This is a genomic window from Geodermatophilus sp. SYSU D00703 (assembly GCF_054050155.1).
The window spans coordinates 1-23,946 of record NZ_JBJGYU010000050.1; the positions used below are offsets into that span (position 1 = coordinate 1).

Genomic DNA, 23,946 nt, shown 5'->3' on the forward strand with positions numbered 1-23,946 from the left:
CCTCGGGCACGTCTCCGCCGGTGACCCCTTGGTCGACGACGTGCTGGTCTTCTCCGTCTTCCCGGGGGAGGTCCGGGGCGTTCGCTGGCTCCCCGGCTTCGCCGACGGGCTCGGCCGCGGGAGCCGCGGACACATCGGCGTCCTCGGGCACGTCTCCGCCGGTGACCCCTTGGTCGACGACGTGCTGGTCTTCTCCGTCTTCCCGGGGGAGGTCCGGGGCGTTCGCTGGCTCCCCGGCTTCGCCGACGGGCTCGGCCGCGGGAGCCGCCGACGCACCGGCGTCCTCGGGCACGTCTCCGCCGGTCAACCCCTGGTCAGCGACGGGCGTGTCGAGCACCTCGGGTCCGGTAGCCGCCGTGACCTCGGCCTGAACGTCCTGGCCGGCTGCCACATCGGGCGCGTTCCCGACGTCGACGACGACCCCGCCACCGCGGAGCACGTGGCCAGTCCGGCGCTCGAGGCCTGCCCGAGGAGGAAGACCACGAAGAGCCGTCACGCACGCCGCTGCTGGGCTCGGCCGGTCATCGCGGGACGTCCACTGCCGGTCGGTCACGCCGTTCCCGGCTGGCCCGTGTCTGCGCTGGACGGGGATCTCGCGCGACTGGGGGCGGAGTCGGGCTGAGGGCTGCCGTCGGTCAAGGGACTGCTGCATGGGGCACCGTCCGATCGTCTCGGCTTGCTGTCCGGTCAGCCTGGCGCCGGGCTGAGAGCGAGATCGTTCAGCCGCCCGGAGGGGGCTTCGGCCAGGACACGCCAGTCCGGCGGGGAGTCGGCCCGCGCCCGGCGCGTCTCTCACTGATGCGATCCCAGTCGCGGCTGACGGTGGTGCTCCTGACCCGAGAAGGGCGAGATCCTCCGAGCGCCTCCCGACGAGCCCGGCAGACGCCCCATGGCGACCCGGCCCCACCGCGGAGACGTTCCCGCGGGAACGTCTCGTATCCGCGGAGCAGGCACCTGACGTCGGGGGGGACCCGGGCCGACGCGAGGGCGCCGAGCCGGCACGCGCGCGGTGGCACACCCGCAGGCGGCGGGTGCCGACCGGTCGACCGCGCTGCTGCCCGGTGGACGTGCCGCCTGACCGCGCCGACCTAGGCTCCTGCGGGTGACCGTGACCCTGGGGGAGGTCGTCGCCGCGCTCGAGGCCCGGTACGACCCCGCGCTCGCCGAGGACTGGGACGTTGTCGGGTTGGTCTGCGGTGAACCCGACGAACCCGTGGAGCGGGTCCTGTTCGCCGTCGACCCGGTGGCCGCGGTCGTCGACGAAGTGGTCAGGACCGGCGTCCAGTTGCTGGTCACCCACCACCCGCTGTTCCTCGGAGCCGTCCACGGGGTGCCGGCGAGCGACCCCAAGGGCCGCGTCGTGCACCGGCTGATCAGGGCCGGAGCCGGCCTGTTCGCCGCGCACACCAACGCCGACCGGGCGCCCGACCACGGCGTCAACGACGCGCTGGCGAGCGCGGTCGGGCTCACCGACGCCGTCCCCCTGCAGCCGTCGGCGCTCGACCCGCGCGCGGGCCTCGGCCGCGTCGGCCTGTTGCCCGAGCCGATGACGCTGCGCCGGTTCGCCGCCCACGTCGCCGCCGTCCTCCCGTACACCACCGGTGGCGTCCGTGCCGCCGGCGACCCCGACCGCCGGATCGAGACGGTCGCGGTCTGCGGCGGCAGCGGAGGCTCCCTGATGCCCGCCGCGGCGGCCGCCGGTGCCGACGTCCTCCTCACCAGCGACCTGCGGCACCACGCGGTCTCCGAGGCGCTCGAGGTGAACGGCCCGGCCCTGTGTGACGTGGCACACTTCGCCTCCGAGTGGCCCTGGCTGCCGGTCGCGGCGGACGTCCTCCACCGCGACCTGTCCGGGCGGGTGGAGGTGTCGGTCTCCCGGCGCCGCACCGACCCCTGGACGTGGCACGCCGCGGGCGACGGGGACCCGGCCGCGGCCGCGGCCGGCTGAGGCCCGAGGGGCGGCCCGCTCCTCGGGAGAGGGGGTCGCGATGACCAGCACGCCCACACCACCTCTGGACGCCGCGGGACCAGGAGGTGTCCCGCGCCGCAGCGACCGCAGCCCGTGGACCTGGCTGCTGCTGGTCCCGATCGTGGTGCCGCTGATCGTGCCGCTCTACAACCGCGTCGAGCCGACCCTCTTCGGCTGGCCGTTCTTCTACTGGGCACAGCTGGCCTTCGTCGCGGTCGGCGTCCTGACCACCGTCGTCGTCTACCGGGCGACCCGGCGGCCCAGGTCCGAGCGGGACGCCGCCCGGGAGACCGTCGCGCCAGACCGGGAGCGCTGAGCCGTGGACGGGGTCAACGTCGTCGAGCTGGTCATCGTCGTCGTCCTCTTCCTCGTCGTCACGGTCATGGGATTCGTCGCTGCCCGGTGGCGGCGCGCGGAGTCCCTCATGCACCTCGACGAGTGGGGCCTGGGCGGCCGCAGCTTCGGCTCCTGGATCACTTGGTTCCTGCTCGGCGGGGACCTGTACACCGCCTACACGTTCGTCGCCGTCCCGGCCCTCATGTTCGGCGCGGGCGCGGCCGGCTTCTTCGCCGTCCCCTACACCGTGGTGATCTACCCGCTGGTCTTCCTGGTGATCGTCCGGCTGTGGTCGGTGAGCCACGTGCGGGGCTTCGTGACGCCGGCCGACTTCGTCCGCAGCCGGTTCGACTCCCCGACGATGGCGCTGCTCGTGGCCGTCACCGGGATCGTCGCGACGATGCCCTACATCGCGCTGCAGCTGGTCGGCATCGAGGCCGTGCTCAAGGCGATGGGCGTGGAGGGCGAGCTGCCGCTGATCGTCGCCTTCGTCATCCTCGCGCTCTACACGTACAACTCCGGGCTGCGGGCCCCGGCGCTGATCGCCTTCGTCAAGGACACGCTGATCTACCTGACGATCATCGTCGCGGTGATCGTCATCCCGGTGAAGCTGGGCGGCTGGGACGCCATCTTCGGCGCCGCCGAGGAGAAGTTCTCCGCGACGTCCGGCGTGCTGCTCCCGGCATCCGGCCAGCTGGGGTACGCCACGCTGGCGCTGGGCTCGGCGCTCGCGCTGTTCCTCTACCCGCACTGCATCACCGGCGTCCTGGCCGCGAGCAGCCGCGACGTGCTCAAGCGGAACATGAGCGCGCTGCCCGCCTACAGCCTGGCGCTGGGGCTGATCGCGCTGCTGGGCTACATGGCCATCGCCGCGGGGGTGGAACCGATCGGCGGGGACGGCAACACCGTCGTCCCCGTGCTGTTCCAGCAGATGTTCCCGAGCTGGTTCGCCGGCATCGCGTTCGCCGCCGTGGGCATCGGCGCGCTGGTCCCGGCCGCGATCATGTCGATCGCCGCGGCGAACCTGTTCACCCGCAACATCTACAAGGAGTACCTGCGCAAGGACGCCACCCCGCACCAGGAGGCCCAGGTCGCCAAGGTGACGTCGCTGGTGGTCAAGGTCGGCGCGGTGGCCGCCATCCTCTTCATCGACCCGCAGTTCTCGATCGACCTCCAGCTGATCGGCGGCGTGATCATCCTGCAGACGCTGCCCGCGGTGGCGCTGGGGCTGTACACGCGGTGGCTGCACCGCGGCGGACTCGTCGCCGGCTGGGCGGTCGGCATGGCCGCCGGGCTGCTGATGCTCTACAACATCCCGCGGCTGGCCCCGGACGGCTCCGTCGTCCGGGAGCACTTCGGCGGGTCGTCGTTCCCGCTGGCGAAGCTGGGGCTGGACACCACCTGGAGCGTCTACGCCGGCCTCCTCGCCCTGCTGGCCAACCTCCTCGTCGCCGCCCTGGTCACCCTGGCGCTGCGTGCGGCGAAGGTGGACGACGGCGTCGACGGGACGGCCGAGACCGACTACACCGCCGAGCGGGAGGACCCGACCGTCCGCGACCTGCCCGACCCGCTGGCGTCGGCGCCGCCGGGAGCGCCGGGGGAGCGGCCCGCGCGCAGGTAGTCGAAGGACCCCCGTGCCCCCCCGCCCCTCGCACGCTCGCGGGACCCTGCACGGGGGCCGGGCGCCGCAGGCCGGGGCGGCGCCCCGGTAGTTTGGCCGGGTGAAGGCCGACCACTTCGACCAGCAGAAGCTGCTGGCCCTGGCCGCCGAGGACGTCGCGCTGTCCCAGCTGGCCCACCGCAAGCGCACGCTGCCCGAGCTGGCCACGGTGGAGTCCGCGGCCGGGTCCGAGCGCGAGTACGCCGAGGCGGTGGTGCGCGCCGAGACCGAGGTGCGCGACCTGCAGCGGGAGGTCAAGCGGCTCGAGGGCGACGTCGAGACGGTGCGCAACCGGGCGGCCAAGGACCAGAAGCTGCTGGACTCCGGCGCGATCGCGGCCAAGCAGATGACCGACCTGCAACACGAGCTGCAGTCGCTGGCGCGGCGGCAGTCCGACCTCGAGGACACCGAGCTCGAGCTCATGGAGCAGCTCGAGACCGCCGAGGGGACGCTGCGGGAGGCCCAGGAGGGCAGGACGCAGGCGCAGGCCGAGCGGGAGCGCGCCGAGCAGCTGCGCGACGACGCCCTCGCCGACATCGCCGACGCCACCGGCCGGCACGAGCAGGCCCGGCAGGAGGCCGCCGCCACCGTCCCGGCCGACCTGCTGGCGCTGTACGAGCGGATCCGCACGCAGACCGGCGGCACCGGCGCGGCGATGCTGAAGGCCCGCCAGTGCCAGGGCTGCCGCATCGAGCTCTTCGGCAAGGAGCTGGCCGCCGTCCGCAACGCCGATCCCCACGAGGTCGTGCGGTGCGAGAACTGCGGCCGGATCCTCGTGCGCACGGCCGAGTCGGGCCTGTGACGCGCCGGTTCGTCGTCGAGGCGGACGGCGGCTCGCGGGGCAACCCCGGCCCGGCCGGCTACGGCGCCCTGGTCCGCGACGCGACCACCGGCAAGGTGCTGGCCGAGCGGGCCGAGTCCGTGGGCCGGGCCACCAACAACGTCGCGGAGTACGGCGGCCTGGTCGCCGGGCTGCAGGCCGCCCTCGACCTCGACCCGGCCGCCGAGGTCGAGGTCCGGATGGACTCCAAGCTGGTCGTCGAGCAGATGTCGGGTCGCTGGAAGGTCAAGCACCCCGACATGCAGAAGCTCGCGCTGCAGGCCCAGCAGATCGCCCGGCAGCTGGGCGGGGTCCGCTACACGTGGGTGCCGCGGGCGCAGAACGCCGCGGCCGACGCGCTGGCCAACAGCGCGATGGACGGGCGGCCCATCCACCGGGACCTGGCCGCCGAGGCGAGCACCGCCGAGGACGACGTCCAGCCGGTGGCCGAGCCGGCGCCGGTGACCACCACGGTGACCCACCTGCTGCGGCACGGGCGCACCGAGCACACGCCGGAGCGCCGGTACAGCGGCCGCAACGACCTGCCGCTGTCGGCGACCGGCCGGGCCGAGGCCGAGGCCGCCGCGAAGCGGGCGCAGGAGCTGGGCATCGAGGTCGTCGTGGCCTCGCCGCTGCGCCGCGCCCGCGAGACCGCCGAGATCGTGGCCGGGGTCCTCGGGCTGCCGGTGCACCTCGACGACGACCTGGTCGAGCTGGACTTCGGCCGGCTGGAGGGGCTGACCGCCGAGGAGGCCCGCCGCGAGCACCCGCTGGCCACCCGGCGCTTCGCCGAGGGGGTCACGGTGGCCGCGCCCGGCGGGGAGTCGGTCGCCGACGTCAGCCGCCGCGTGGCCCGCGCCCGTGCCCGCATCCTGCGCGAGCACGCGGGGAGGACGGTGCTCGTCGTCAGCCACGTCACCCCGATCAAGCTGCTGCTGGCCGCCGGCCTCGACGTGCCCGACGACGTCGTCCACCGCGTGTTCCTGGAGGCCGCGTCGTTCTGCACGGTGGCGTGGAGCTCCGACGGGCGCTCCTCGGTGCGGCTGGTCAACGACACCGGCCACCTGCGCTAGGAGGTGCGGGAAGGGCGGTCCCGGCGGCGGCGTTGCACCGGGTGCCCCGCCCCACAGCCGGCCCGCGGCGCGGGGGATCATGTGGGCCGCCCGCCCAGACCCGAGGAGATCCGTGACCGCGACCATCGCGCCTGCCACGACCGCCGTTCCCGGTGACGAGCGCACCCTGTCGCCCGCCGAGTACGAGACGTGGGCCGCCGAGGTGCGGCGGCTGGCGGAGGAGCGCGGCGCGGTCGTCCTGGCGCACAACTACCAGGTGCCCGAGATCCAGGACGTCGCCCACTTCACCGGCGACTCGCTGTACCTCTCCCGGGTCGCGGCGCAGACCGACGCCCGCGAGATCGTCTTCTGCGGCGTCCACTTCATGGCCGAGACGGCGAAGATCCTGTCGCCGGACAAGACCGTGCTGCTGCCCGACCACGCCGCCGGGTGCTCGCTCGCCGACTCGATCACCGCCGAGCAGCTGCGCGAGTGGAAGGCCCAGCACCCCGGCGCCGTCGTCGTCAGCTACGTCAACACCACCGCCGCGGTGAAGGCCGAGACCGACATCTGCTGCACGTCGTCCAACGCCGCCGACGTCGTCCGGTCCATCCCGGCGGACCGGGAGATCCTGTTCTGCCCCGACCAGTTCCTCGGCGCGCACGTCAAGCGGGTGACCGGGCGGGAGAACATCGCCATCTGGGCCGGTGAGTGCCACGTGCACGCCGGGATCAGCCCGGCCGACGTCCGCGCGCAGATCGCCGCCCACCCCGACGCCGAGGTCCTGGTGCACCCCGAGTGCGGCTGCACCACCTCGGTGCTCGACCTGGTCAGCCACGGCGACCTGCCCGCCGACCGCACCCGCGTGCTGTCCACCGGAGGCATGGTCGAGGAGGCGGCGAGGACGCAGTCCCGAGAGGTGCTCGTCGCGACCGAGGTCGGCATCCTGCACCAGCTGCGGGCGCTCAACGCGGGCACGCGGTTCATCCCGATGAACGCCCGCGCCGCCTGCCGCTACATGAAGATGATCACGCCGGAGAAGCTGCTGCAGACGCTGCGCACCGGCGAGGGGGCCGTCGACGTGGACCCGGAGACCGCGGCCCGCGCCCGGCGCGCGGTCGAGGCGATGATCTCGATCGGCGAGCCGGGCCGCGGCGGCGAGTGAGGCCCCGTCCCGGGTCCCGCCCCGAGCCTCCGAGGGGTGGGGGGACGGGGTCCTTTCTCAGCGCCGGACGGCGGTGGAGAGGTCGGCGACGATCGCCTTGAACGTGCGGGTGTCCACCTCGTCGTCGACGGTGACCCGCACGATGTCGGACACCTGCTGCTCGGAGGTGGGCCGGACGGCGGCGACGCGGGCGGCGGCGACCAGGTGCAACCGCTGCGCCCGGGCGGCGGGGCTCTCGGTGGCGGTCGGGACCGGGGGAAGTCGGTTCTCGCGCATGGGCCGACGGTAGGCAGTCCCGGCCGCCCGGCCGGGCACCGCGGCCGCGTGTCCCGCGCCGGGTGGACCCGTCCGTCACACCCGTCGCGGGAGGTGACTGGGGTCGTGCGGGGAGCGCGGCCTGCTCGCCCCCGCACCGCCGGGGGCTCGTCCACTCCACCCCTCGGGGCAGGGGTCAGACCCGGGTGAACAGGTAGGCCGAGACGGCGACGCCGAAGAGCACGATGAACACGCGCAGCGGGGTGGCGGGGATCCGGGTGGCGACCGCGGCGCCCAGGAAGCCCCCGAGCAGGCTCGCCGGAGCGGCGACGGCCACCACGAGCCAGGCGACCGGGCCGAACACGCCGAACACCACGAGGGTGACCGTGGCGGTGACCGCCGACAGCGCCGACTTGAGGGCGTTGGCCAGCTTCAGCCGGTGCAGGCCCACGCCGAGGACGCCGACCAGGATCACCCCGAGCGCGCCGCCGAAGTAGCCGCCGTAGACGGTGGCCAGGAACAGCGCGGCGTACAGCCAGACCGGGTCCCGCCGGGGTCCCTCCTCCTCGGCCTTGCGCAGCCGGCGGGTCAGCAGCGGCTGGACGGCGAGCAGCAGGCTGGCCAGGAGCACCAGCACCGGGACGACGACGTCGAAGGCCTCGGACGGCGTGGTGAGCAGCAGCACGCTGCCGGCGGTGCCGCCGAGGAGGGCCACGGCGCCGAAGCGGAGCAGCCGGCCGCGCTGACCGGCGTACTCGCGGCGGAAGCCGAGCACGCCGCCGAGGTAGCCGGGCCACTGGGCGATCGAGTTCGTGACGTTCGCGGCGACCGTCCCCAGGCCCAGGGCGACGAGGGTGGGGAACAGGATCAGCGAGCCGCCCCCGGCGATCGAGTTGATCACCCCCGCGACGAAGGCGACCCCCGCGGCGATGACGAGGTCGACGGCGGACACGACCGGCGAGCCTACGGCGACCCGCTTGGTCGACCCTGCACCACCTGGGCACCCTGGGCCGGTGCGCAAGTGGCTGCCGCTGGTCGCGATCTGCACCGGCACGTTCATCCTGCTGATCGACGTGACGATCGTGAACGTCGCGCTGCCCGAGCTGGCGCGCGACCTGTCGACGTCGTTCGGCCAGCTGCAGTGGGTCGTGGACGTCTACGCCCTCGCGCTGGCCGCCCTGGTGCTGGGAGCGGGATCGGTCGCCGACCTCTACGGACGGCGGCGGGTCTACGTGATCGGCACCGTCGTCTTCGCCGCGGCGTCCCTGGCCTGCGGCCTGGCACCCTCGGCCGGCTGGCTGATCGCGGCCCGTGCCGTGCAGGGGATCGGGGGCGCGGCGATGTTCGCCACGACGATCGCGCTGATCAACGACTGCTACGAGGGCCGGGACCGCGGGACGGCGTTCGGCGTCTGGGGCGCGGTGGTGGGCGCGGCCGCGGCGCTGGGCCCCATCCTCGGCGGGCTGCTCACCGAGCTGTCGTGGCGCTGGATCTTCTTCGTCAACCTGCCGGTGTGCGTGGTCGCCGTGGCGCTGACCCTCGCCGTGGTGGGCGAGTTCCGGCAGTCCGCCGCGCCGCGGCCCGACGTCCCGGGGATCGCGCTGTTCACCGTCGGCGCCGGTGCCGTCGTCTACGGGCTGGTCGAGGCAGGGGCGAGCGGGTGGAGCCGGCCCGGGTCCTGGGTGCCGCTGGCCGCCGGGCTGCTCCTGCTGCTCGGCTGGGTGCCGGTGGAGCTGCGCCGGCCGGCGCCGATGCTCGAGGTCCGGCTGTTCCGGTCGCGCTCCTTCGCCGGCATCATGGCCGGCGCCCTGCTGCTCAACTTCGCGGCGTTCTCGCAGCTGGTCTACGCGTCGCTGTGGCTGCAGTCGATCGGGGGGATGTCCCCGCTGCCGGCGGGGCTGGTGTTCATCCCGCTGTCGTTCATGAGCGCCACGGTCGCGGCCTTCTCCGGCCGGGTGCTGCAGATGCGCTCGCCGCGGCTCGTCCTCGGGGCCGGGCTGCTGCTCATCGGGGTCGGCGCGCTGCTCCTCGCGCTGGTCGGGGCCGGGTCGAGCTGGACGGTGCTGGTCGCCGGGCTCGCGGTGATCGGGACCGGCGTCGGCGTGGCCAACCCGACGCTGGCCTCCGCGGCGCTGGCCGCGGTGCCCCGGGACCGCAGCGGCATGGCCTCCGGCGCGGTGAACACCGCCCGCCAGCTGGGGACGGCGCTGGGCGTGTCCGTGCTGGGTGCGGTCTTCACGGCGGCCGCCGGCGCCACGCTGCGGAACGGCGGCGCGCCCGACCCGGCCGGGACCGCGTCGGCCCTGTCGGCCGGTCAGGCGTCGGCGATCCTGGGCGGTGCCGACCCGGCCGCCCGACCCGCGCTCGCCGACCTGCTCGGCACGGCGTACACCGACGGCCTGCGCGACGCGTTCCTCGCCTGCGGCGCGGCCGGGCTGCTCGGCGGGGCGCTGGTGCTCTGGCTGGTGCGCGCCGAGGCGCCCGGCGCGCCCCGCGGGCCGGCCTCGCAGACGGCTCCCCGCGCGACCGCCGGCCGCGGGACGATGACCCGGTGACCGACATCGTCCTCGTGCACGGAGCCTGGAGCGGGTCCTGGTGCTGGCGGCGCGTGCTGCCGCGGCTCTGGGGCGCCGGGCACCGGGTCGTCACCGTCACCCTCAGCGGACTGGGGGAGCGGGCGCACCAGCTGTCGACGGCGATCACCCTCTCGACCCACGTCGAGGACGTCGTCACCGCCGTCCGGGCCGAGGAGTGCCGCGACGCGGTGCTGGTCGGGCACAGCTACGGCGGGATGGTGGTCACCGGCGCGGCCGACCGGCTGGACGGGGAGGTGGGACCGCTCGTCTACCTCGACGCCGTCGTCCCGACCCCGGGGGAGTGCTGGTCGACGACCAACCCGCCGGAGGTGCAGGAGCAGCGACGGGCGGCGATCGAGCGGTCCGGCGTCCTCCCGCCACCGCCGGTGTCGGTGTTCGGGCTGACCGGTGCGGACGCCGAATGGGTGGAGCGGCGGCAGACCCCGCAGCCCGGCGGGGTCTACGACGACCCGCTGCAGTTCGACGCCGAACGCTGGGCGGCCCGTCCGCGCACCTACCTGGACTGCACCACGCCGCCGCTGGTGACGATCGAGCCGTCGCGGCGGCTGGTGCGCACCCAGCCCGGCTGGGACATCACCCAGTACGACGCGGGCCACTACCTGCAGGTCTCGCACCCCGACGAGGTCGTCGCCGCGCTCCTGCGGGTCGTCGGGCGATGACTTCACGGTGCCGGGCGGGTCTGCCCTGTCATGGCACGGATCGTCATCACCCAGAACACCACGCTGGACGGCGTCGTCGAGGCGCTCGACGGGTGGTTCGACCCGCAGGGCGGTGAGGAGGACGGCGCCGACGTCCTGGCGGAGATCCGGGAGCAGATGGCCGCCGAGACCGGCTTCCTCGTCGGCCGGCGGACCTTCGAGGCCATGCGCTCCTTCTGGCCCGCGCAGACCGACGACCCGACCGGCATCACCCGCCACCTCGACGAGGTCGAGAAGTTCGTCGTCTCCCGCACGCTGGGCGACCCCGGGTGGGCCAACACGCGGGTGCTCGCGGGCGACCCGGTCGAGGAGGTGCGCGCGCTGCGGGCCTCGGCGGACGGCGTGATCGGCGTGACCGGCAGCATCACGCTCTGCCACGCGATCATCGGCGCGGACCTGGTCGACGAGTACCGGCTGTTCGTCCACCCCCGAGTGCTCGGGCGCGGCCGCCGGCTGTTCCCCGACGGCGTCGACGTGCGGCTGGAGCGGGTGTCGGCGCGGGAGTTCCGCGCCGGGACCACCCTGCTCACCTGCCGCCCGGCGCGCCGCTGACCCTCCCCGAGAGCTGCCCTCTCGGAGCAGACTCCCGCCATGCCGTCCCTCCCCATGCCCGACGACTGGCAGCGCGCCCTCGTCGTGGCGGCCCACCCCGACGACATCGAGTACGGCGCCGCGGCCGCGGTCGCGGTCTGGACCGCGGCCGGCAAGGAGGTGCACTACCTGCTGGCCACCCGTGGCGAGGCCGGCATCGCGGGGATGCACCCCGACGAGGCCGGGCCGCTGCGCGAGGAGGAGGAGCGCCGCTCGGCGGCCGTCGTCGGGGTCGCGGAGGTGGAGTTCCTCGGGCACCGGGACGGCACCCTCGAGGCCGGGCTGCCGCTGCGGCGGGACCTGGCCGCCGCGATCCGCCGGCACCGGCCCGAGCTCGTGGTCACCATGCACGGCGGGGACACCTGGACCCTGCCGGGCGTGACTCCGGGCTACCTGAACTCGGCGGACCACCGGGCGCTGTCCCGGAGCGTCCTGGACGCAGTGGCCGACGCCGCCAACGAGTGGATCTTCCCGGACCTGACCGAGCCGCGGTGGTCCGGCGTCCAGTACATCGCCGTCCAGACCGTGGGGGAGGAGCCGCCGCACGTGGTCGACGTCAGCGCCGGGGTGGAGAAGGCGGTGGCCTCGCTCAGCGAGCACCGCCGGTACCTGGAGGTGCTGTCGGAGGAGCCGGTCGAGGAGCAGGCACGCCGGCAGATCGACATGGCGACCCTCACCGAGGAGGGGGAGCGGCGGGTCGGGTTCCGGCTGTACTGGGGCTGACCACGCGCGTTGCCTAGACTGGGCGGACGACGGACGAGTCGGCCGGGCGGTCGCGTCGGCGGGGGAGACCCCGTCGCCGAGGAACGTCCGGGCTCCACAGGGCAGGGTGGTCGTTAACAGCGACCCGGGGTGACCCGCGGGACAGTGCCACAGAGAACAGACCGCCAGCGGTCCGCCGCTGGCAAGGGTGAAACGGCGGTGTAAGAGACCACCGCACACCGGGTGACCGGTGTGGCTCGGTAAACCCCACCCGGAGCAAGGTCGAGAGGGACGGCGGAGACGTCGTCCTGCGCAGGCGTTCGAGGGCTGCCCGCCCGATGCCTGCGGGTGGACCGCTCGAGCCTGCCGGCAACGGCAGGCCTAGATGGATGACCGCCCATCGGGAGGCCGTGAGGCCCCCGTGGACAGAACCCGGCGTACAGGCCGACTCGTCCGTCGTCCCACCTCTGGCCTGCGCTCATGGGTGCAGCCGTGCCGAGGGGAGCCCGGCCGGACCGATGAGATCGTCCGCGTCCGCCGGTCCGACCTCCGGACCGGGTCGTGGACCAGGAGGACGCATGCGGAAGATCGTCGTGCACATGATGCTGTCGCTGGACGGCTACTTCGAGGGGCCGGACCACGACCTGAGCTGGCACCGCGTCGACGAGGAGCTGCACGCGCACTTCAACGAGCAGCTCGCGACCAAGAGCGCCTTCATCGAGGGCCGGGTCAGCTACGAGCTCATGGAAGCGGTCTGGCCGACCGCAGACCAGGACCCGGACGCCCCGCCGGTGACGCGCGAGTGCGCCGGCATCTGGCGGGCGGTGCCGAAGATCGTCTTCTCCCGGACGCTGCAGGAGGTCGGCCCCAACGCCTCGCTGCGGGCGGAGGTGGACCCCGACGAGATCCGCGCACTGAAGCAGCAGCCCGGCGGGGACATGACGCTCGGCGGCGTCGACCTGGTCGAGACCTTCCGCCGGCTGGACCTGGTCGACGAGTACCGGCTCTACGTCAACCCTGTCGTCGTGGGCCGCGGTCGACGGCTGTTCGAGACCGCCGACCACCCGACCGACCTGGAGCTGGAGGAAACCCGGCGGTTCGGCAACGGTGTCGTCCTGCTGCGCTACGCCGTCCGACGGTCCTGACGGTCGACGTCGAGCGGTCCGACCACCGGTGTTGCTCCCGGGAGAGCTGTGACGCGTGGGGCAGGTGGTGTCCGTGGACGCACCCCGGCGCGGGCCGCCGGCGATGAGGGAGGTGAGACGGCCGCGCCCTCGCCGGCACCTCGCGCCTCCCCCGTGGGCCCGGGGTGGCGTGGCGAGGCGCGGTCGTCTCCCAAGCCGGCGCTGCCCCGCCCACCCGGTCGGGGGAGCCGATGCGGAGGTGCGATGCGTCAGCCGAGCCCGGACACCCTTCCCCGCCCGCGGGACCTGTCCGACCGCAGCGATCCGGCGGTGCTCTACGTCCGCTCCTACCTGCTCATCCGGACCGCGGTCGGGCTGATCGGCATCCTGCTGCCCCTCGTCCTGGTCGGCGGTGAGAGCTGGGTGCGCGGTGGCGGCGTGCACGTCGGCAGCTCGCTGAGCTCCTACTACCACACGTCGATGCAGGACGTGTTCGTCGGCGCGCTGTGCACCATCGCCGTGCTGCTGGCGACCTACCTCGCGGGACGACCGCGGACGTGGGACTTCTGGCTGAGCCTCCTCGCGGGACTGGCCCTGCTCGGAGTGGTGTTCTTCCCGATCCGGCGGCCCGGCGTCCTCACCGGGGCGCTCCGGTGCGACGGCACGCCGGCCCCACCGGGCTGCTCGCCGATGGAGCACGTGTTCGGCGGGGTCCGGTCGGAACACGTCCACCTGATCGCCGCGGGTGGGTGCTTCCTGCTGCTCGCCGCCCTCTCGTTCGTCTTCGCCCGGCGGGAGCGGGCCCGCGGCGGCCACCTCACGGCGTCGTTCTCCCACGGCCTGTGTGGTGTGGTGGTCCTGCTGAGCATCGCCGCGGCCGGGCTCGGCAACCAGGTGGCGTTCGACGTCGGCCCGCTCCCGCTGCTGTTCGCGGCGGAGACCGCCGCGGTCTGGGCCTTCGCGGCGTCCTGGCTGCTCGCCGGCCGGGACCTGTGGTCGCGGCTCCTGCGGCCGGGCCGGGGAGCCCGCGGCGCCCACCGAGCCGGTCCACGCAGGACCGTGGCGCAGCCTCTGCCGCTGGTGACGGACCGTCCGGTGGTCGTGCAGCCGGGTCCCGGTGCGCCGCCACCCCTGGTCTCCGGCCCGGGCGCGGGATCCGGGGCCGGACCGGCTCCCGGTGCGGGACTCCCGCGGCCCCGGGTCGGTTCGGGAGATCGCGACGACCTCCGGGGAGCCGTGAGCACGGACCGCTCGATCGACGGGTACGGCGTCCGGCCGGTCGGAGCAGCCCCGGCGACCGGGCAGCGCGAGCGCGAGTCGGCAGCCGAGCGGCGGGGCGTGGTCGAGGTCGCGCAGCTCGCGACGCTGCTGGCCGCGTCCTGCCCCGACGGGGACCTCGTCCTGCCCAGGCTCGAACGGTGGGTCGACGTCGTCGGGCTCGGCACGGAGTCGACGTCCACCGGGCCGTGGGACGACGTGCCGGGGCAGCCGATGTGGTGCGTCGGCCAGTACATGTGGTCGTGGAGCTTCTCCACGCCCTGGGACGAGCGCGGTCGGACCATCTCGGCCAACCTGACGACGTTCATCGACGCGAACGGCGTGCCGGTTGCCCCCGCACGACCGGGTGCCGAGTTCCGCGGCTCCTACCGCCCACTGGCCCAAGCGCTGCGCAGGCGGATCGCGGCGACGAGTTCCGCCCTGGTGGCGGCCGAGCACGGCACGTCCGACCCCGAGATCGCCGTCCACCTGGAACAGGTGCTCGGCCTCCGCCTCGACGTGCTGTCGCTCACCGCCGAACTCGACCAGGCCCGTGAAGCGCTGCAGCGCCTGGTGTACCTGCACGGCGAGCCGGTCAGCAACGGAGACGCCGGTGCGCACGACTGATCCCGGCAGCGGGCGGGCGTGCCGGCCGTCCAGGCGTCGCCCGCGCTCTCAGGTGCCGGGGACCTCGTAGCGGGCCAGCGTGGCCGCGTCCGGCGCGACCGCGGACCACGGCACGTCGAGGTCCAGGACGACGACACCGCCGGCGCGGAAGCCGGCCTGCAGCGCGCGGCGGGCCTCCTGGCTGCCCCTGCCGTCGTCCAGGGCGTCGGTGAGCTCCCGGACCGACGGGTTGTGGCCGACGACGGCGAGGGTCCCGACGTCGTCCGGCGTCTCGCGGATGGCCGCCAGCAGCGCGTCGACGGTGTTGTCGTAGACCCGCTCGTCGACGACCGGCCACACGGGCGCGGCGGCGGCCTGCTCCCAGGTCTGCGCCGCCCGGCGGGCGGGGGAGACCAGCACGCGGTCGGGCGCCAGGCCGGCCCGCCGGAGCCAGGAGCCGAGCGCCGCGGCGGCCTGGGCGCCGTGCTCGGTGAGCGGCCGGTCCCGGTCGGCGGTGGCGGAGGCGGCCTCGGCGTGGCGGACGAGCAGGAGTCGGCGCTGCACCGGGGGAGCATGGCACTTCCCGCGGTGTTGGACCCGTCAGGCCGACGTCCGTGGCCGGCGGCGGAGGCGCCGGACGACGAGGTGGTCGAGGCCGAAGCGGCCCGAGCCGGTTCCTGCGAGGACGAGGCTGAGCAGTCCGATCGCGATGACCAGCTCGGGGCCGTTGCGGTCCATGGCGTACAGGCCGCTGGTGTGCACGAACAGCCAGGCACCGGCCATGTTCAGTGCCATCAGGACGCCGACGACCGGGACCGCGGCGCCGACGATCATCGCGACCCCGCCGACGAGCTCGAACAGCACGTTGGCCGGTCCGGTGACCGAGCCCAGGGGGATCCCCGACTGCTCGAAGAGCTGCCCGACCCCGGCCAGGCTGCCGCCGAAGTCGTACTCGACCTTGGCGTGACCGATCATCAGCACGCCGAGGCCGATCCGGGCGACGAGCAGCACGACGTCGCGGGTCGTCCGGGTCAGGGCGGTGTCCGTGCCGATCGGGGTGCGGTCGGTGGTGGTCATGGTGGGGTCCTCTCGGGTGCCGCCCGGGCGGTCGCCCGGGCCCTCACCAGGACGACGAACGAGCGGGCCCCGGATCGACATCGACAGTCGCGGCAGGGCCGGTCCGTGTCCGGGTACGTACCGTGGGGAGGGTGAGCGTCGCCCCGGCCCCGACCGTCGTCCTGCAGGACCGCTTCGCCCGCGAGCTGCCGGAGCTGGCGGTCCCGTGGCGGGCCGAGGAGGCGCCGGACCCGCGGCTGCTCGTGCTCAACGAGCAGCTGGCCGGCGAGCTCGGCCTCGACCCGCCTGCCCTGCGCAGCGACGACGGCGTCCGCTTCCTGCTGGGCAACGCCGTCCCCGCCGACGCGCACCCGGTCGCGCAGGCCTACGCCGGCCACCAGTTCGGCTGGTACTCCCCGCGGCTCGGTGACGGCCGCGCCCTGCTGCTCGGTGAGCTGGCCGGCGCCGACGGTCGGCTGCGCGACCTGCACCTCAAGGGGGCGGGCCGCACGCCGTTCTCCCGCCGCGGCGACGGGCTGGCCGCGGTGGGACCGATGCTGCGCGAGTACGTGGTGAGCGAGGCGATGCACGCCCTCGGCATCCCGACCACCCGCTCGCTCGCCGTGGTGGCGACCGGCCGCCCGGTGCGCCGCGAGACCCTGCTGCCAGGCGCCGTCCTCGCCCGCGTCGCGAGCAGCCACCTGCGCGTCGGCAGCTTCCAGTACGCCCGGGCCACGGACGACGTCGACCTGCTGCGCCGCCTGGCGGACCACGCCATCGCCCGGCACCACCCAGCCGCCCAGGACGCCGAGCAGCCCTACCGGGCGCTGTTCGAGGCGGTGGTCGCGGCCCAGGCGTCGCTGGTGGCCCGCTGGATGCTCGTCGGCTTCGTGCACGGGGTCATGAACACCGACAACGTGACGATCTCCGGCGAGACCATCGACTACGGGCCCTGCGCCTTCCTGGACGGCTTCGACCCGACCACGGTCTTCAGCTCGATCGACGAGAGCGGTCGCTACGCCTACGGCAACCAGCCGGTGGTCATGGAGTGGAACCTGGCCCGGTTCGCCGAGGCCCTCCTGCCGCTCCTGCACGACGACCAGGAGCAGGCGGTCGCCTTCGCGGTCGAGTCGCTGGGCGCGTTCCGTCGGCAGTACGGCGCGGCGTGGTCGGCCGGCATGCGGGCCAAGCTCGGCCTGCCCGAGGGGCTGGACGACGCGGTGGCCGCGTCCCTGGTCGACGACCTGCTCGCCCTCATGACGGACAACCGCGTCGACCACACGTCGTTCTTCCGCCTCCTCGGCGCCGCCGCGCGGGGGGACGCCGAGCCCGCGCGCCGCCTGGTCCTCGACCTCGCGGCGTTCGACGCCTGGGCGCAGCGGTGGCTGGCCCTGCAGCCCGACGCCGACCGCATGGACCGGACCAACCCCGCCTACACCCCGCGCAACCACCTGGTGGAGGAGGCGCTCACCGCGGCGGTCGCCGGCGACACCGCGCCGGTGGAGGCGCTGCTGGAGGTGTTGGCCCGCCCGTTCGACGAGCGGCCCGGGCTCGAGCGATACGCCGCACCGTCCCCGGCCTCCGACCCCTACGTGACCTACTGCGGCACCTGAGGCGCCGGCCCCCGCGCCGACGGTGACAGGGTCCCTGCACCGGAACGCTGCCGATCCGATACACCGCGTTCCGACGCGCTGGTCACCGTGATCGGCGCGTAGGGACTTTGGTCAGGAGTTGGTCGTAGGACCTTTCTCGGGCGCGTCGTAGACCCGTCTCATGGTCGTGCGCGCTCCAACAGTGGGGCGCCTGATCCACGGGGGAACCGTGCTCACCCAGTCCACCCAGTTCGACCGTGCCGCCTTCCTGAACCCGCCCCGTGTGCTCGTCGTCGACGACCACCGCACCTTCGCCGAGCTGCTCTCCGGCGCCCTCGAGGCCGCCGGCATGGAGGTCCTGGGGACGGCGCACTCCGCCGCGGAGGCCGTCGCCGTCGCCCGCGACAGCCAGCCGGACATCGTCGTCATGGACATCGAGATGCCGCGCCAGGACGGGCTGACCGCGACCCGCCGCCTGCGCGAGGTCGCCCCGGGCGCCGTCGTCGCGGTCGTCACCGCGCACCGGGACCCGGACTGGGTGGTGCGTGCGACCCAGGCCGGTGCGTCCGCGTTCATCCCGAAGGACGGCTCCCTGGCGGAGATGATCGACGTCCTCACCCGGGTGCGGCCCGGCCAGATGCTCGTCGCCCCCTCCACCTTCTCGGGGTCGTCCCCGGCGGCGAGCCGCCCCGTCCCCGTGAACGAGCCCCGCCCGCAGCTGACCCGCCGCGAGCAGGAGGTCCTCGACTGCCTGGGCCGCGGGATGCAGGTCAAGGCCATCGCCCGCGTCCTCGGGATCACCCTGGAGACCTGCCGCGGTTACGTGAAGTCGCTGCACGTCAAGCTCGGCGTCCGGTCGCAGCTGGAGGCCGTGGTGAAGGCGCAGCAGCTCGGGCTGCTGGGCCCGACCCAGGACTGACGGGCGTCCCGGCTCAGACGATCAGCCGGCCGATCACCTCGGTCCACGCCTGCTTCACGGCCGGCGGCTGGTCGGCCACGACGGTGCTGAGGTCGGCCACCGTGGGACGCCCCTCGCGGACGATGACCTGGAAGGACAGCCGGTAGACCAGGGTCCGGATCCGCTCGACCTCCAGGTCGAGGTCGAGCAGCGGCTGGAGGACCCAGTCCGGGTGCGGCGTGAGGGACTCCACGGGACCTCTTCCCGGCAGCGGCCCGCCGTGGATGCAGGTGCACGCGGCGCACACGTCCGTGTCGGCCCGAGCACACGCGCAGGGCGCTACGGTCCCGGAGGGTGACCCCTCCCCGAACCCGCCCGCCCGGGATGGCCGACGAACGGACCCAGCTGCTCGGCTGGCTCGACCTGCAGCGCGCGCTGGTGCACGCCAAGTGCGAGGGGCTCACCGAGCGCGACGCCCGCCGCGCACTGCTGCCCACCTCGCCGGCGATGACCGTCGCGGGGCTGGTGTCCCACCTGCGCTGGGTCGAGCACTGCTGGTTCGAGGTGCTCTTCCTCGACCGCCCCTCCGACGCCAACCCGCAGTTCGGCGACGTCCCCGACGCCGACTTCCAGGTCGGGGACACCCCGCTGCAGGTGCTGCTCGACGAGTACGCCCGCCAGTGCGCCGTCTCGAACGCCGTCGTGGGGGAGTGGTCGCTCGACGCCCTCGGGCAGAACGCGGCGTACCGCGCCGACGGCCTGACCCTGCGCTGGATGCTCATCCACGTCGTCGAGGAGGTCGCGCGGCACGTCGGGCACCTGGACGTGCTCCGCGAGCAGTTGGACGGCGCCAGGGGCTACTACTGACGCAGCCGCCGGTCGTCGTGGCACCGGGGGGTGCACTCGCTGCGGCGGAAGGCGCGGGCGTACCAGAGCGTCGTCCCGGCCGTGGCCAGCAGCCACGCCACCAGTGTCCAGACCAGCAGGGTCACGACGACTCCCGGTCCGCGTCGGGGAACCGGCGGGGCAGCGGCCGCTGCTCGGCGAGCGCGGCCCGCAGCCGCTCGGCCGTCCGGCGGCGCACCTCGGCCCGCTCCCGCAGCAGGGCGGCCAGGTTGGGGTCGGCCGAGCGGACCGCGCGCCGCTCCAGCACCGCCGCCGTCTCGACGTACACGGCCGCCTGCCGCAGTTGCTCGATGAGCCCCTGCCGACCGTCCGGCGTCCGGATCGGCCGGCGGGCGCCCAGCGGGACGTGGGGGACGCGGTCGCTGCACCCGGCCGGGTGAGTGGTCCCGGGGTGCGCCGTGCCGCAGCGCCCCCGGTGGTCCCCGTCGTCCGCGGAGCGTTGCGTCGTCACAGTCGCCCTCCCCTCGTCGGCCCGTCGAGGAGGAAGACGCGGCGGACGCGCGGGCATGACGTGAGGGATCAGGACGGGCCGCGCCGCGCCATGTCGTAGCTGGCGAGCACCTCGAGCAGGAAGGTCGAGGCCGAGCGCGCCACCGGCTGCACCTCGTCGGCCGGGCTGTCCCGCAGCACCTCGATGAGGACCTCGTGGTGCACCTGCACCACCTCCAGCAGGTTGCGCCCCGCGGCCAGCGCGCGGCGGCCGAGCTGGTAGCCGGCGGTCAGCGAGGTCTCCTCGTTCCGGGACAGGTACCGGAGGAAGGCCGCGCGGTAGTCGCGCAGCAGGTCCTCCTGCGCGCTCATGCCCCCGGGGCCGGCCGCGCCGTCAGCAGCCGGTCGAGCTCGGCGAGCCCCTCCTCCAGGTCCAGGGCGGTGAGCACCGACCCGGTGTCCATGCCCAGCTCGACCATGGTGAACGCGACGTCGGGCTGGATGCCGACGACGACGGTGACCGCACCGCGCAGCCGCGCCATCTCCGCGATGCCGCGCAGCGTCCGGGTGCCGAAGGAGTCCAGGACGTCGAGCGCGGCCACGTCGATCACGACACCGCGGGCGCGTTGGGTGCCGATCCGGTCCACGAGGTCCCGCTGGAACCGCACCAGCTGCGAGTCGTCGAGGGCGGTGTGCACCGAGGCGATCAGGTAGGGGCCCTGCCGCAGGATGGAGAAGAGCCGCGGGCCGTTCACGTCCCGTTGCCCCCGTCACCGCGGGCGACCGAGTAGCCCAGCAGCCGCTCGGCCTCTTCCAGCCCGCCCTGCAGGTCGCCGATCGTGTTCATCTTCGACAGGTCGACCCCGATGGTGACCAGCGTCTGGGCGATGTCCGGCGACAGCCCGGTGATGATCACACTGGCGCCCATCAGCCGCGAGGCGTCGACGGTCCGGACGAGGTGGTTGGCGACGGACTCGTCGACGTCCGGGACGCCGGTGATGTCGACGACGACCACCTTGGCCCGGTGCGTGCGGATCCCGCTGAGCAGCTGCACGGTCAGCTGCCGGGCGCGCTCACGGTCGAGCATCCCGATGATCGGCAGGATGAGCAGCCGCTCGCGCACCGGCAGCACCGGCGTCGACAGCTCGCGGATGCTGTCCTGCTGCTGGCGGATGATCCGCTCGCGCTCCTCGACGAAGCTGACCGCGACGGTGTTGGCGATCCGGTTGGCGGCCGGCTCGTAGGCGTCGAGCACCCGGTTGAGCAGCGCGAAGTCGCGCTGGTACTTCTCGAACAGCGACCGGGCGAGGACGTCGCGCAGCAGCAGCACGATGCCGACGACCTCGTGGGTCTCCACGCCGCGCGGGATGATCCGCTCGGAGAGGTCGCGGGCGTAGTGCTGTAGCGCCTCCACGCTTCCGGTCTCGAGCACCTCGACGTAGTTGTCGTAGACCAGCGTGGTCTCGGCGGCCGTCTCCTGCGCGGTCATCGCCTGCAGCAGGTGCGCCTCCTGGATGCGCTGGGCCCACTCCTGGCGCAGCCGCGTGCGGTGCTCGCGCAGGTGGGCGACGAGCTGGGGGAGCAGCACGTCCTCGTCGAGAGGGCGCTCGGCCTCGGTGGGAGCCTCCGTCACGGTGTCGGTCTCGTTCGCGCTCATGCCTCTCCCCGCCACTTCGTCATCGTCACCGTCGTCCCGCGGCCGACCTCGGAGACCACCGCGAACTCGTCCATCAGCCGCCGGGCGCCGGGCAGCCCCAGCCCGAGCCCCGCGTAGGTGCTGAAGCCGTCCTGCAGCGCCTGCTCCACGTCCGGGATCCCCGGGCCGGCGTCGCGGGCGACGATCGAGATGCCGCGGCGCGGCTCGGTGACCTCGGCGACCACCACCTCGCCGGACTGGGCGAAGCGCACGATGTTGCGCGCCACCTCCGAGACGGCGGTGGCGATCAGCGTGATGTCGGTGGGGGCGAAGCCCAGCCGGGTGGCCAGCTCGCGCGCGGCCTGCCGGGCGCTGACGATGTCGGCGTCGGTCCGGACGGCGACCCGGACGTCGTCGTCCCGCGGGCGTCCGCGTCCCACCAGCGGCTCCGACAGCCGCGCGCAGACGTCGCACTCCAGCAGGTGGCGGGCCGCGTCGACCTCCCGCTGGCGGCGCCGGTCGCCGCTGGACAGGGCCAGCAGCACCGGCCGGCAGCGCTCCGACGGCGGCTCGATCCGCTCGGAGACCAGCAGGTACTCGACCCGGAGCCGGGCGCGGGTCCGGTTGAGCTGCGCCGCGACCGCCCCCGCGGTCGACCCGAGCTCGGCGGCCAGGGAGCGGGTGTCCTGCCCCGCCACCTCGTGGGCGAGCAGCGTGGCCCGCTCGCGCTCGGACAGCCGGCCGAGCGCCTCGGCGACCGCCGCGCGGTCCTCCGCGGCCAGCACGTCCTCGTCCGGGGCCTCCGGGGGCCGCAGGTCCACGACGCGGTGCTGGTTGCGCCGCTGCCGGTCCTGGTCGCGCCACAGGGAGGTCACCACGTTGCGCGCGGTCACGATGGCGTAGGGCTCGAGCATCCCGGGCTCGATCCCCTCGGCCGCGGCCAGCACCCGGGCCAGCGTCTCCTGGACCAGGTCGTCGGCGGTGGCGGCGTCCGGCACGCGGGAACCCACGATCCGGCGCACGAGGGGGATCAGGGCCGCGACGTCCGGAGACCCGCGGTCCTCCTCGGGAGTTCCCACCGGCTCGACGGCCGCCACCCGCGGGACGCTACCGCCGAGCACGGTCCCCCGGCGCGCTGAACTGCCCGGTTCCGGCGCGGGGCGTCGAGGTCACGCTCGGGTGACGGGCGCCCGGGCACCGGGTGCGGGTGGCCCCCAGGGCCCGACCGGTGGGCCCACGACCTCCGTCCGCCGGCCGGCTCGCGCTCCGGATGTCCCCCGACATGGTGAGGCGGCCTCCCGGAGGGACGGCCGTCGCCGTGCCATCGTTCCCGTCGTGGCAGCAGGAGACCTCCTGGGCGCCGTGGTCGCGGCCGTCGTCGGCGTACCCGTCGGGACCCTGGTCGCCCGGGCCGCCGGCCGGTACCCGTGGCCGGCGCGCGCCCGGCTCCGGGACCTGGTCGGGCCGGGGCCGGGCGCCGTGCGGTCACCGGTGCTGGAGGTCGCCGCGGCGGTGCTGTTCGGCCTCGCCGGACTCCGCTTCGGGCCGTCCTGGGAGCTGCCGGCGTTCGCCCTGCTGGCCGCGTCCGGGCTGCTGCTCGCGGTGGTCGACCTCCGGCACCGGGTGCTGCCCAACCGCGTGGTGCTGCCGGCTCTCGGGGGCGCTGCGGCGCTGCTGGTGCTGCCGGCCGCGATCGAGGGGGCCTGGCCGTCGCTGCTGCGGGCCGTCCTCGGTGCGGGGGTGCTCTTCGCCGCCTACCTCGTCCTCGCCCTGCTGTCGCCGGCCGGGCTCGGCATGGGCGACGTGAAGCTCGCCGCCCTCCTCGGCCTGTGCCTCGGCTGGCTGGGCTGGCCGGCCGTCGTGGCGGGGGTGCTGGCGGGCTTCGTCATCCAGGCCGTCGTGGCGCTCGGCCTGCTCGCCACGAGGCGCATCGGCCTGCGCGGTGAGCTGCCCTTCGGTCCGGCCATGCTGGCCGGCGCCGCGGTCGCGATCGGCTGGAGCGCCCTGCTGACCTGAGGCGTCCCGTGTGACGGGCGCGTCCCGTGATCTCCGTCACGCAGGGTGAGCCCGGCCGGCGGTGTACGCCCAGTTCGGTGACGCGTGTCAGCCGATCGGGTGACTCCCCCTCAAGTCCACGCATCTCCCGTCCGACGGCTTCCTCACTGCCGCGAGGCCGGGTCGACCGATCCGGACCGGCTCGGCACCCATCCCCCTGGGAGTCCCCGTGCTCAACCCGTTCACCAACCCGCTGGCCGCCCTCGTCACCCTCGTCTCCTTCGCCAAGGACCGCATCCAGCGCGAGGAGAAGGGCGCCACCGCCGTCGAGTACGGCCTGCTGGTCGGCCTGATCGCCGTCGCGATCATCGCGACGCTGATCGTCCTCGGCCCGAAGCTCGACGGCCTCTTCGGCGACGTCGTGGAGGGGCTGGACAAGGCCGCCGGCAGCGGGGCCTGACCCACACGATCCCGGGAGCCGGGGGGGGGGGGGGGGGGGGGGGGGGGGGGGGGGGGGGGGGGGGGGGGGGGGGGGGGGGGGGGGGGGGGGGGGGGGGGGGGGGGGGGGGGGGGGGGGGGGGGGTGGGGGGGGGGGTGGTGGG

The 23,946-nt window shown here is 74.6% G+C and carries 29 protein-coding genes and 1 other RNA gene; 19 read left to right on the forward strand and 11 right to left on the reverse strand.

The annotated features are described in order from the left end of the window. From ACI782_RS24895 to nadA, 7 genes are all read left to right on the forward strand, one after another. A partial coding sequence (locus ACI782_RS24895; RefSeq protein WP_456912800.1) for a hypothetical protein occupies window positions 1–622 on the forward strand: 622 nt, incomplete at its 5' end. A gap of 480 nt (window positions 623–1,102) precedes the next feature. Continuing rightward, window positions 1,103–1,948, forward strand: a complete 846-nt coding sequence (locus ACI782_RS24900; protein WP_456912801.1) for a Nif3-like dinuclear metal center hexameric protein — start codon at window positions 1,103–1,105, stop codon at window positions 1,946–1,948. A 40-nt stretch (window positions 1,949–1,988) separates the two neighbouring features. Next, a complete protein-coding gene (locus ACI782_RS24905) occupies window positions 1,989–2,285 on the forward strand; it encodes a DUF3311 domain-containing protein (protein ID WP_456912802.1) in 297 nt (98 codons plus the stop codon). A gap of 3 nt (window positions 2,286–2,288) precedes the next feature. Further along, a complete protein-coding gene (mctP, locus tag ACI782_RS24910) occupies window positions 2,289–3,926 on the forward strand; it encodes a monocarboxylate uptake permease MctP (RefSeq protein WP_456912803.1) in 1,638 nt (545 codons plus the stop codon). A 100-nt stretch (window positions 3,927–4,026) separates the two neighbouring features. Further along, on the forward strand, window positions 4,027–4,767 hold the full coding sequence (locus ACI782_RS24915) for a zinc ribbon domain-containing protein (protein ID WP_456912804.1): 741 nt from the start codon (window positions 4,027–4,029) through the stop codon (window positions 4,765–4,767). Then, a complete protein-coding gene (locus tag ACI782_RS24920) occupies window positions 4,764–5,858 on the forward strand; it encodes a bifunctional RNase H/acid phosphatase (protein WP_456912805.1) in 1,095 nt (364 codons plus the stop codon). Before ACI782_RS24915 ends, ACI782_RS24920 begins: the two co-directional genes overlap by 4 nt. 112 nt (window positions 5,859–5,970) lie before the next feature. Next, on the forward strand, window positions 5,971–7,002 hold the full coding sequence (nadA, locus tag ACI782_RS24925) for a quinolinate synthase NadA (protein ID WP_456912806.1): 1,032 nt from the start codon (window positions 5,971–5,973) through the stop codon (window positions 7,000–7,002). Window positions 7,003–7,059: 57 nt separating this feature from the next. On the opposite strand, the gene ACI782_RS24930 is transcribed toward nadA, so the two are convergent. Beyond that, complete coding sequence (locus ACI782_RS24930; RefSeq protein WP_456912807.1) at window positions 7,060–7,278, reverse strand: hypothetical protein; 219 nt, start codon at window positions 7,276–7,278, stop codon at window positions 7,060–7,062. A 175-nt stretch (window positions 7,279–7,453) separates the two neighbouring features. Beyond that, window positions 7,454–8,209 carry a sulfite exporter TauE/SafE family protein gene (locus tag ACI782_RS24935; protein ID WP_456912808.1) on the reverse strand — a complete coding sequence of 252 codons (756 nt, stop codon included), beginning with the start codon at window positions 8,207–8,209 and terminating at the stop codon, window positions 7,454–7,456. A 61-nt stretch (window positions 8,210–8,270) separates the two neighbouring features. On the opposite strand from ACI782_RS24935, the gene ACI782_RS24940 reads away from it, so the two are divergent. The 7 genes from ACI782_RS24940 to ACI782_RS24970 all read left to right on the forward strand — a co-directional run bounded on the left by ACI782_RS24940 (window position 8,271) and on the right by ACI782_RS24970 (window position 14,853). After that, window positions 8,271–9,812, forward strand: coding sequence for an MFS transporter (locus ACI782_RS24940; RefSeq protein WP_456912809.1), 1,542 nt, complete (start codon window positions 8,271–8,273; stop codon window positions 9,810–9,812). Continuing rightward, complete coding sequence (locus ACI782_RS24945) at window positions 9,809–10,513, forward strand: alpha/beta fold hydrolase (RefSeq protein ID WP_456912810.1); 705 nt, start codon at window positions 9,809–9,811, stop codon at window positions 10,511–10,513. The genes ACI782_RS24940 and ACI782_RS24945 overlap by 4 nt, the downstream gene beginning before the upstream one ends. Window positions 10,514–10,543: 30 nt before the next feature. After that, window positions 10,544–11,104: a dihydrofolate reductase family protein gene (locus ACI782_RS24950; RefSeq protein WP_456912811.1), complete on the forward strand. Its 561-nt coding sequence runs from the start codon at window positions 10,544–10,546 to the stop codon at window positions 11,102–11,104. A 39-nt stretch (window positions 11,105–11,143) separates the two neighbouring features. Then, window positions 11,144–11,866, forward strand: coding sequence for a PIG-L deacetylase family protein (locus tag ACI782_RS24955; protein ID WP_456912812.1), 723 nt, complete (start codon window positions 11,144–11,146; stop codon window positions 11,864–11,866). A 34-nt stretch (window positions 11,867–11,900) separates the two neighbouring features. Beyond that, window positions 11,901–12,301, forward strand: an RNA gene (rnpB, locus tag ACI782_RS24960) — RNase P RNA component class A. A 122-nt stretch (window positions 12,302–12,423) separates the two neighbouring features. Beyond that, window positions 12,424–12,990, forward strand: a complete 567-nt coding sequence (locus tag ACI782_RS24965) for a dihydrofolate reductase family protein (protein WP_456912813.1) — start codon at window positions 12,424–12,426, stop codon at window positions 12,988–12,990. Between the two features lie 243 nt (window positions 12,991–13,233). Then, window positions 13,234–14,853 (forward strand): hypothetical protein, encoded by a 1,620-nt coding sequence (locus tag ACI782_RS24970; RefSeq protein ID WP_456912814.1) that lies wholly within the window; start codon window positions 13,234–13,236, stop codon window positions 14,851–14,853. Between the two features lie 48 nt (window positions 14,854–14,901). Here ACI782_RS24970 and ACI782_RS24975 read toward each other — a convergent pair whose 3' ends face one another. Then, entirely contained in the window at window positions 14,902–15,396 is a 495-nt protein-coding gene (locus tag ACI782_RS24975; protein ID WP_456912815.1) for a SixA phosphatase family protein, read from the reverse strand. 36 nt (window positions 15,397–15,432) lie between these two features. Next, a complete protein-coding gene (locus ACI782_RS24980) occupies window positions 15,433–15,909 on the reverse strand; it encodes a DoxX family protein (RefSeq protein ID WP_456912816.1) in 477 nt (158 codons plus the stop codon). 131 nt (window positions 15,910–16,040) lie between these two features. On the opposite strand from ACI782_RS24980, the gene ACI782_RS24985 reads away from it, so the two are divergent. Together ACI782_RS24985 and ACI782_RS24990 are read left to right on the forward strand one after the other, a co-directional pair. Then, window positions 16,041–17,501: a protein adenylyltransferase SelO gene (locus ACI782_RS24985; RefSeq protein ID WP_456912817.1), complete on the forward strand. Its 1,461-nt coding sequence runs from the start codon at window positions 16,041–16,043 to the stop codon at window positions 17,499–17,501. Between the two features lie 208 nt (window positions 17,502–17,709). Next, a complete protein-coding gene (locus ACI782_RS24990; RefSeq protein WP_456912818.1) occupies window positions 17,710–18,399 on the forward strand; it encodes a response regulator transcription factor in 690 nt (229 codons plus the stop codon). A 13-nt stretch (window positions 18,400–18,412) separates the two neighbouring features. On the opposite strand, the gene ACI782_RS24995 is transcribed toward ACI782_RS24990, so the two are convergent. Continuing rightward, entirely contained in the window at window positions 18,413–18,631 is a 219-nt protein-coding gene (locus ACI782_RS24995; protein WP_456912819.1) for a hypothetical protein, read from the reverse strand. A gap of 101 nt (window positions 18,632–18,732) precedes the next feature. On the opposite strand from ACI782_RS24995, the gene ACI782_RS25000 reads away from it, so the two are divergent. Next, window positions 18,733–19,245: a DinB family protein gene (locus ACI782_RS25000; RefSeq protein ID WP_456912820.1), complete on the forward strand. Its 513-nt coding sequence runs from the start codon at window positions 18,733–18,735 to the stop codon at window positions 19,243–19,245. On the opposite strand, the gene ACI782_RS25005 is transcribed toward ACI782_RS25000, so the two are convergent. From ACI782_RS25005 to ACI782_RS25030, 6 genes are all read right to left on the reverse strand, one after another. After that, complete coding sequence (locus ACI782_RS25005) at window positions 19,239–19,370, reverse strand: hypothetical protein (protein WP_456912821.1); 132 nt, start codon at window positions 19,368–19,370, stop codon at window positions 19,239–19,241. The two genes, ACI782_RS25000 and ACI782_RS25005, sit on opposite strands and share 7 nt — an antisense overlap. Further along, the gene (locus ACI782_RS25010; protein WP_456912822.1) at window positions 19,367–19,735 is read right to left on the reverse strand and encodes a hypothetical protein; all 369 of its coding nucleotides are present in this window, start codon (window positions 19,733–19,735) and stop codon (window positions 19,367–19,369) included. The genes ACI782_RS25005 and ACI782_RS25010 overlap by 4 nt, the downstream gene beginning before the upstream one ends. 68 nt (window positions 19,736–19,803) lie before the next feature. Next, complete coding sequence (locus ACI782_RS25015; RefSeq protein ID WP_456912823.1) at window positions 19,804–20,085, reverse strand: phosphatase RsbU N-terminal domain-containing protein; 282 nt, start codon at window positions 20,083–20,085, stop codon at window positions 19,804–19,806. Continuing rightward, window positions 20,082–20,468 (reverse strand): STAS domain-containing protein, encoded by a 387-nt coding sequence (locus tag ACI782_RS25020; protein ID WP_456912824.1) that lies wholly within the window; start codon window positions 20,466–20,468, stop codon window positions 20,082–20,084. The genes ACI782_RS25015 and ACI782_RS25020 overlap by 4 nt, the downstream gene beginning before the upstream one ends. Beyond that, entirely contained in the window at window positions 20,465–21,370 is a 906-nt protein-coding gene (locus tag ACI782_RS25025; protein WP_456912825.1) for an STAS domain-containing protein, read from the reverse strand. Before ACI782_RS25025 ends, ACI782_RS25020 begins: the two co-directional genes overlap by 4 nt. Further along, window positions 21,367–22,446, reverse strand: a complete 1,080-nt coding sequence (locus tag ACI782_RS25030; protein ID WP_456912826.1) for a sigma-70 family RNA polymerase sigma factor — start codon at window positions 22,444–22,446, stop codon at window positions 21,367–21,369. The genes ACI782_RS25025 and ACI782_RS25030 overlap by 4 nt, the downstream gene beginning before the upstream one ends. A 238-nt stretch (window positions 22,447–22,684) precedes the next feature. Here ACI782_RS25030 and ACI782_RS25035 point away from each other — a divergent pair, with 238 nt between their 5' ends. Then, window positions 22,685–23,365: a prepilin peptidase gene (locus ACI782_RS25035; RefSeq protein ID WP_456912827.1), complete on the forward strand. Its 681-nt coding sequence runs from the start codon at window positions 22,685–22,687 to the stop codon at window positions 23,363–23,365. 208 nt (window positions 23,366–23,573) lie between these two features. Further along, a complete protein-coding gene (locus ACI782_RS25040; protein ID WP_456912828.1) occupies window positions 23,574–23,804 on the forward strand; it encodes a Flp family type IVb pilin in 231 nt (76 codons plus the stop codon). Window positions 23,805–23,946: the final 142 nt, after the last annotated feature.

Bases quoted from the DNA above. Each gene is read 5' to 3' on its own strand.
- ACI782_RS24905 (WP_456912802.1), top strand. From the start codon at position 1,989: ATGACCAGCACGCCCACACCACCTCTGGACGCCGCGGGACCAGGAGGT.
- ACI782_RS24930 (WP_456912807.1), bottom strand. From the start codon at position 7,278: ATGCGCGAGAACCGACTTCCCCCGGTCCCGACCGCCACCGAGAGCCCC.
- ACI782_RS24950 (WP_456912811.1), top strand. From the start codon at position 10,544: ATGGCACGGATCGTCATCACCCAGAACACCACGCTGGACGGCGTCGTC.
- ACI782_RS24955 (WP_456912812.1), top strand. From the start codon at position 11,144: ATGCCGTCCCTCCCCATGCCCGACGACTGGCAGCGCGCCCTCGTCGTG.
- ACI782_RS24965 (WP_456912813.1), top strand. From the start codon at position 12,424: ATGCGGAAGATCGTCGTGCACATGATGCTGTCGCTGGACGGCTACTTC.
- ACI782_RS24970 (WP_456912814.1), top strand. From the start codon at position 13,234: ATGCGTCAGCCGAGCCCGGACACCCTTCCCCGCCCGCGGGACCTGTCC.
- ACI782_RS24980 (WP_456912816.1), bottom strand. From the start codon at position 15,909: ATGACCACCACCGACCGCACCCCGATCGGCACGGACACCGCCCTGACC.
- ACI782_RS25015 (WP_456912823.1), bottom strand. From the start codon at position 20,085: ATGAGCGCGCAGGAGGACCTGCTGCGCGACTACCGCGCGGCCTTCCTC.
- ACI782_RS25025 (WP_456912825.1), bottom strand. From the start codon at position 21,370: ATGAGCGCGAACGAGACCGACACCGTGACGGAGGCTCCCACCGAGGCC.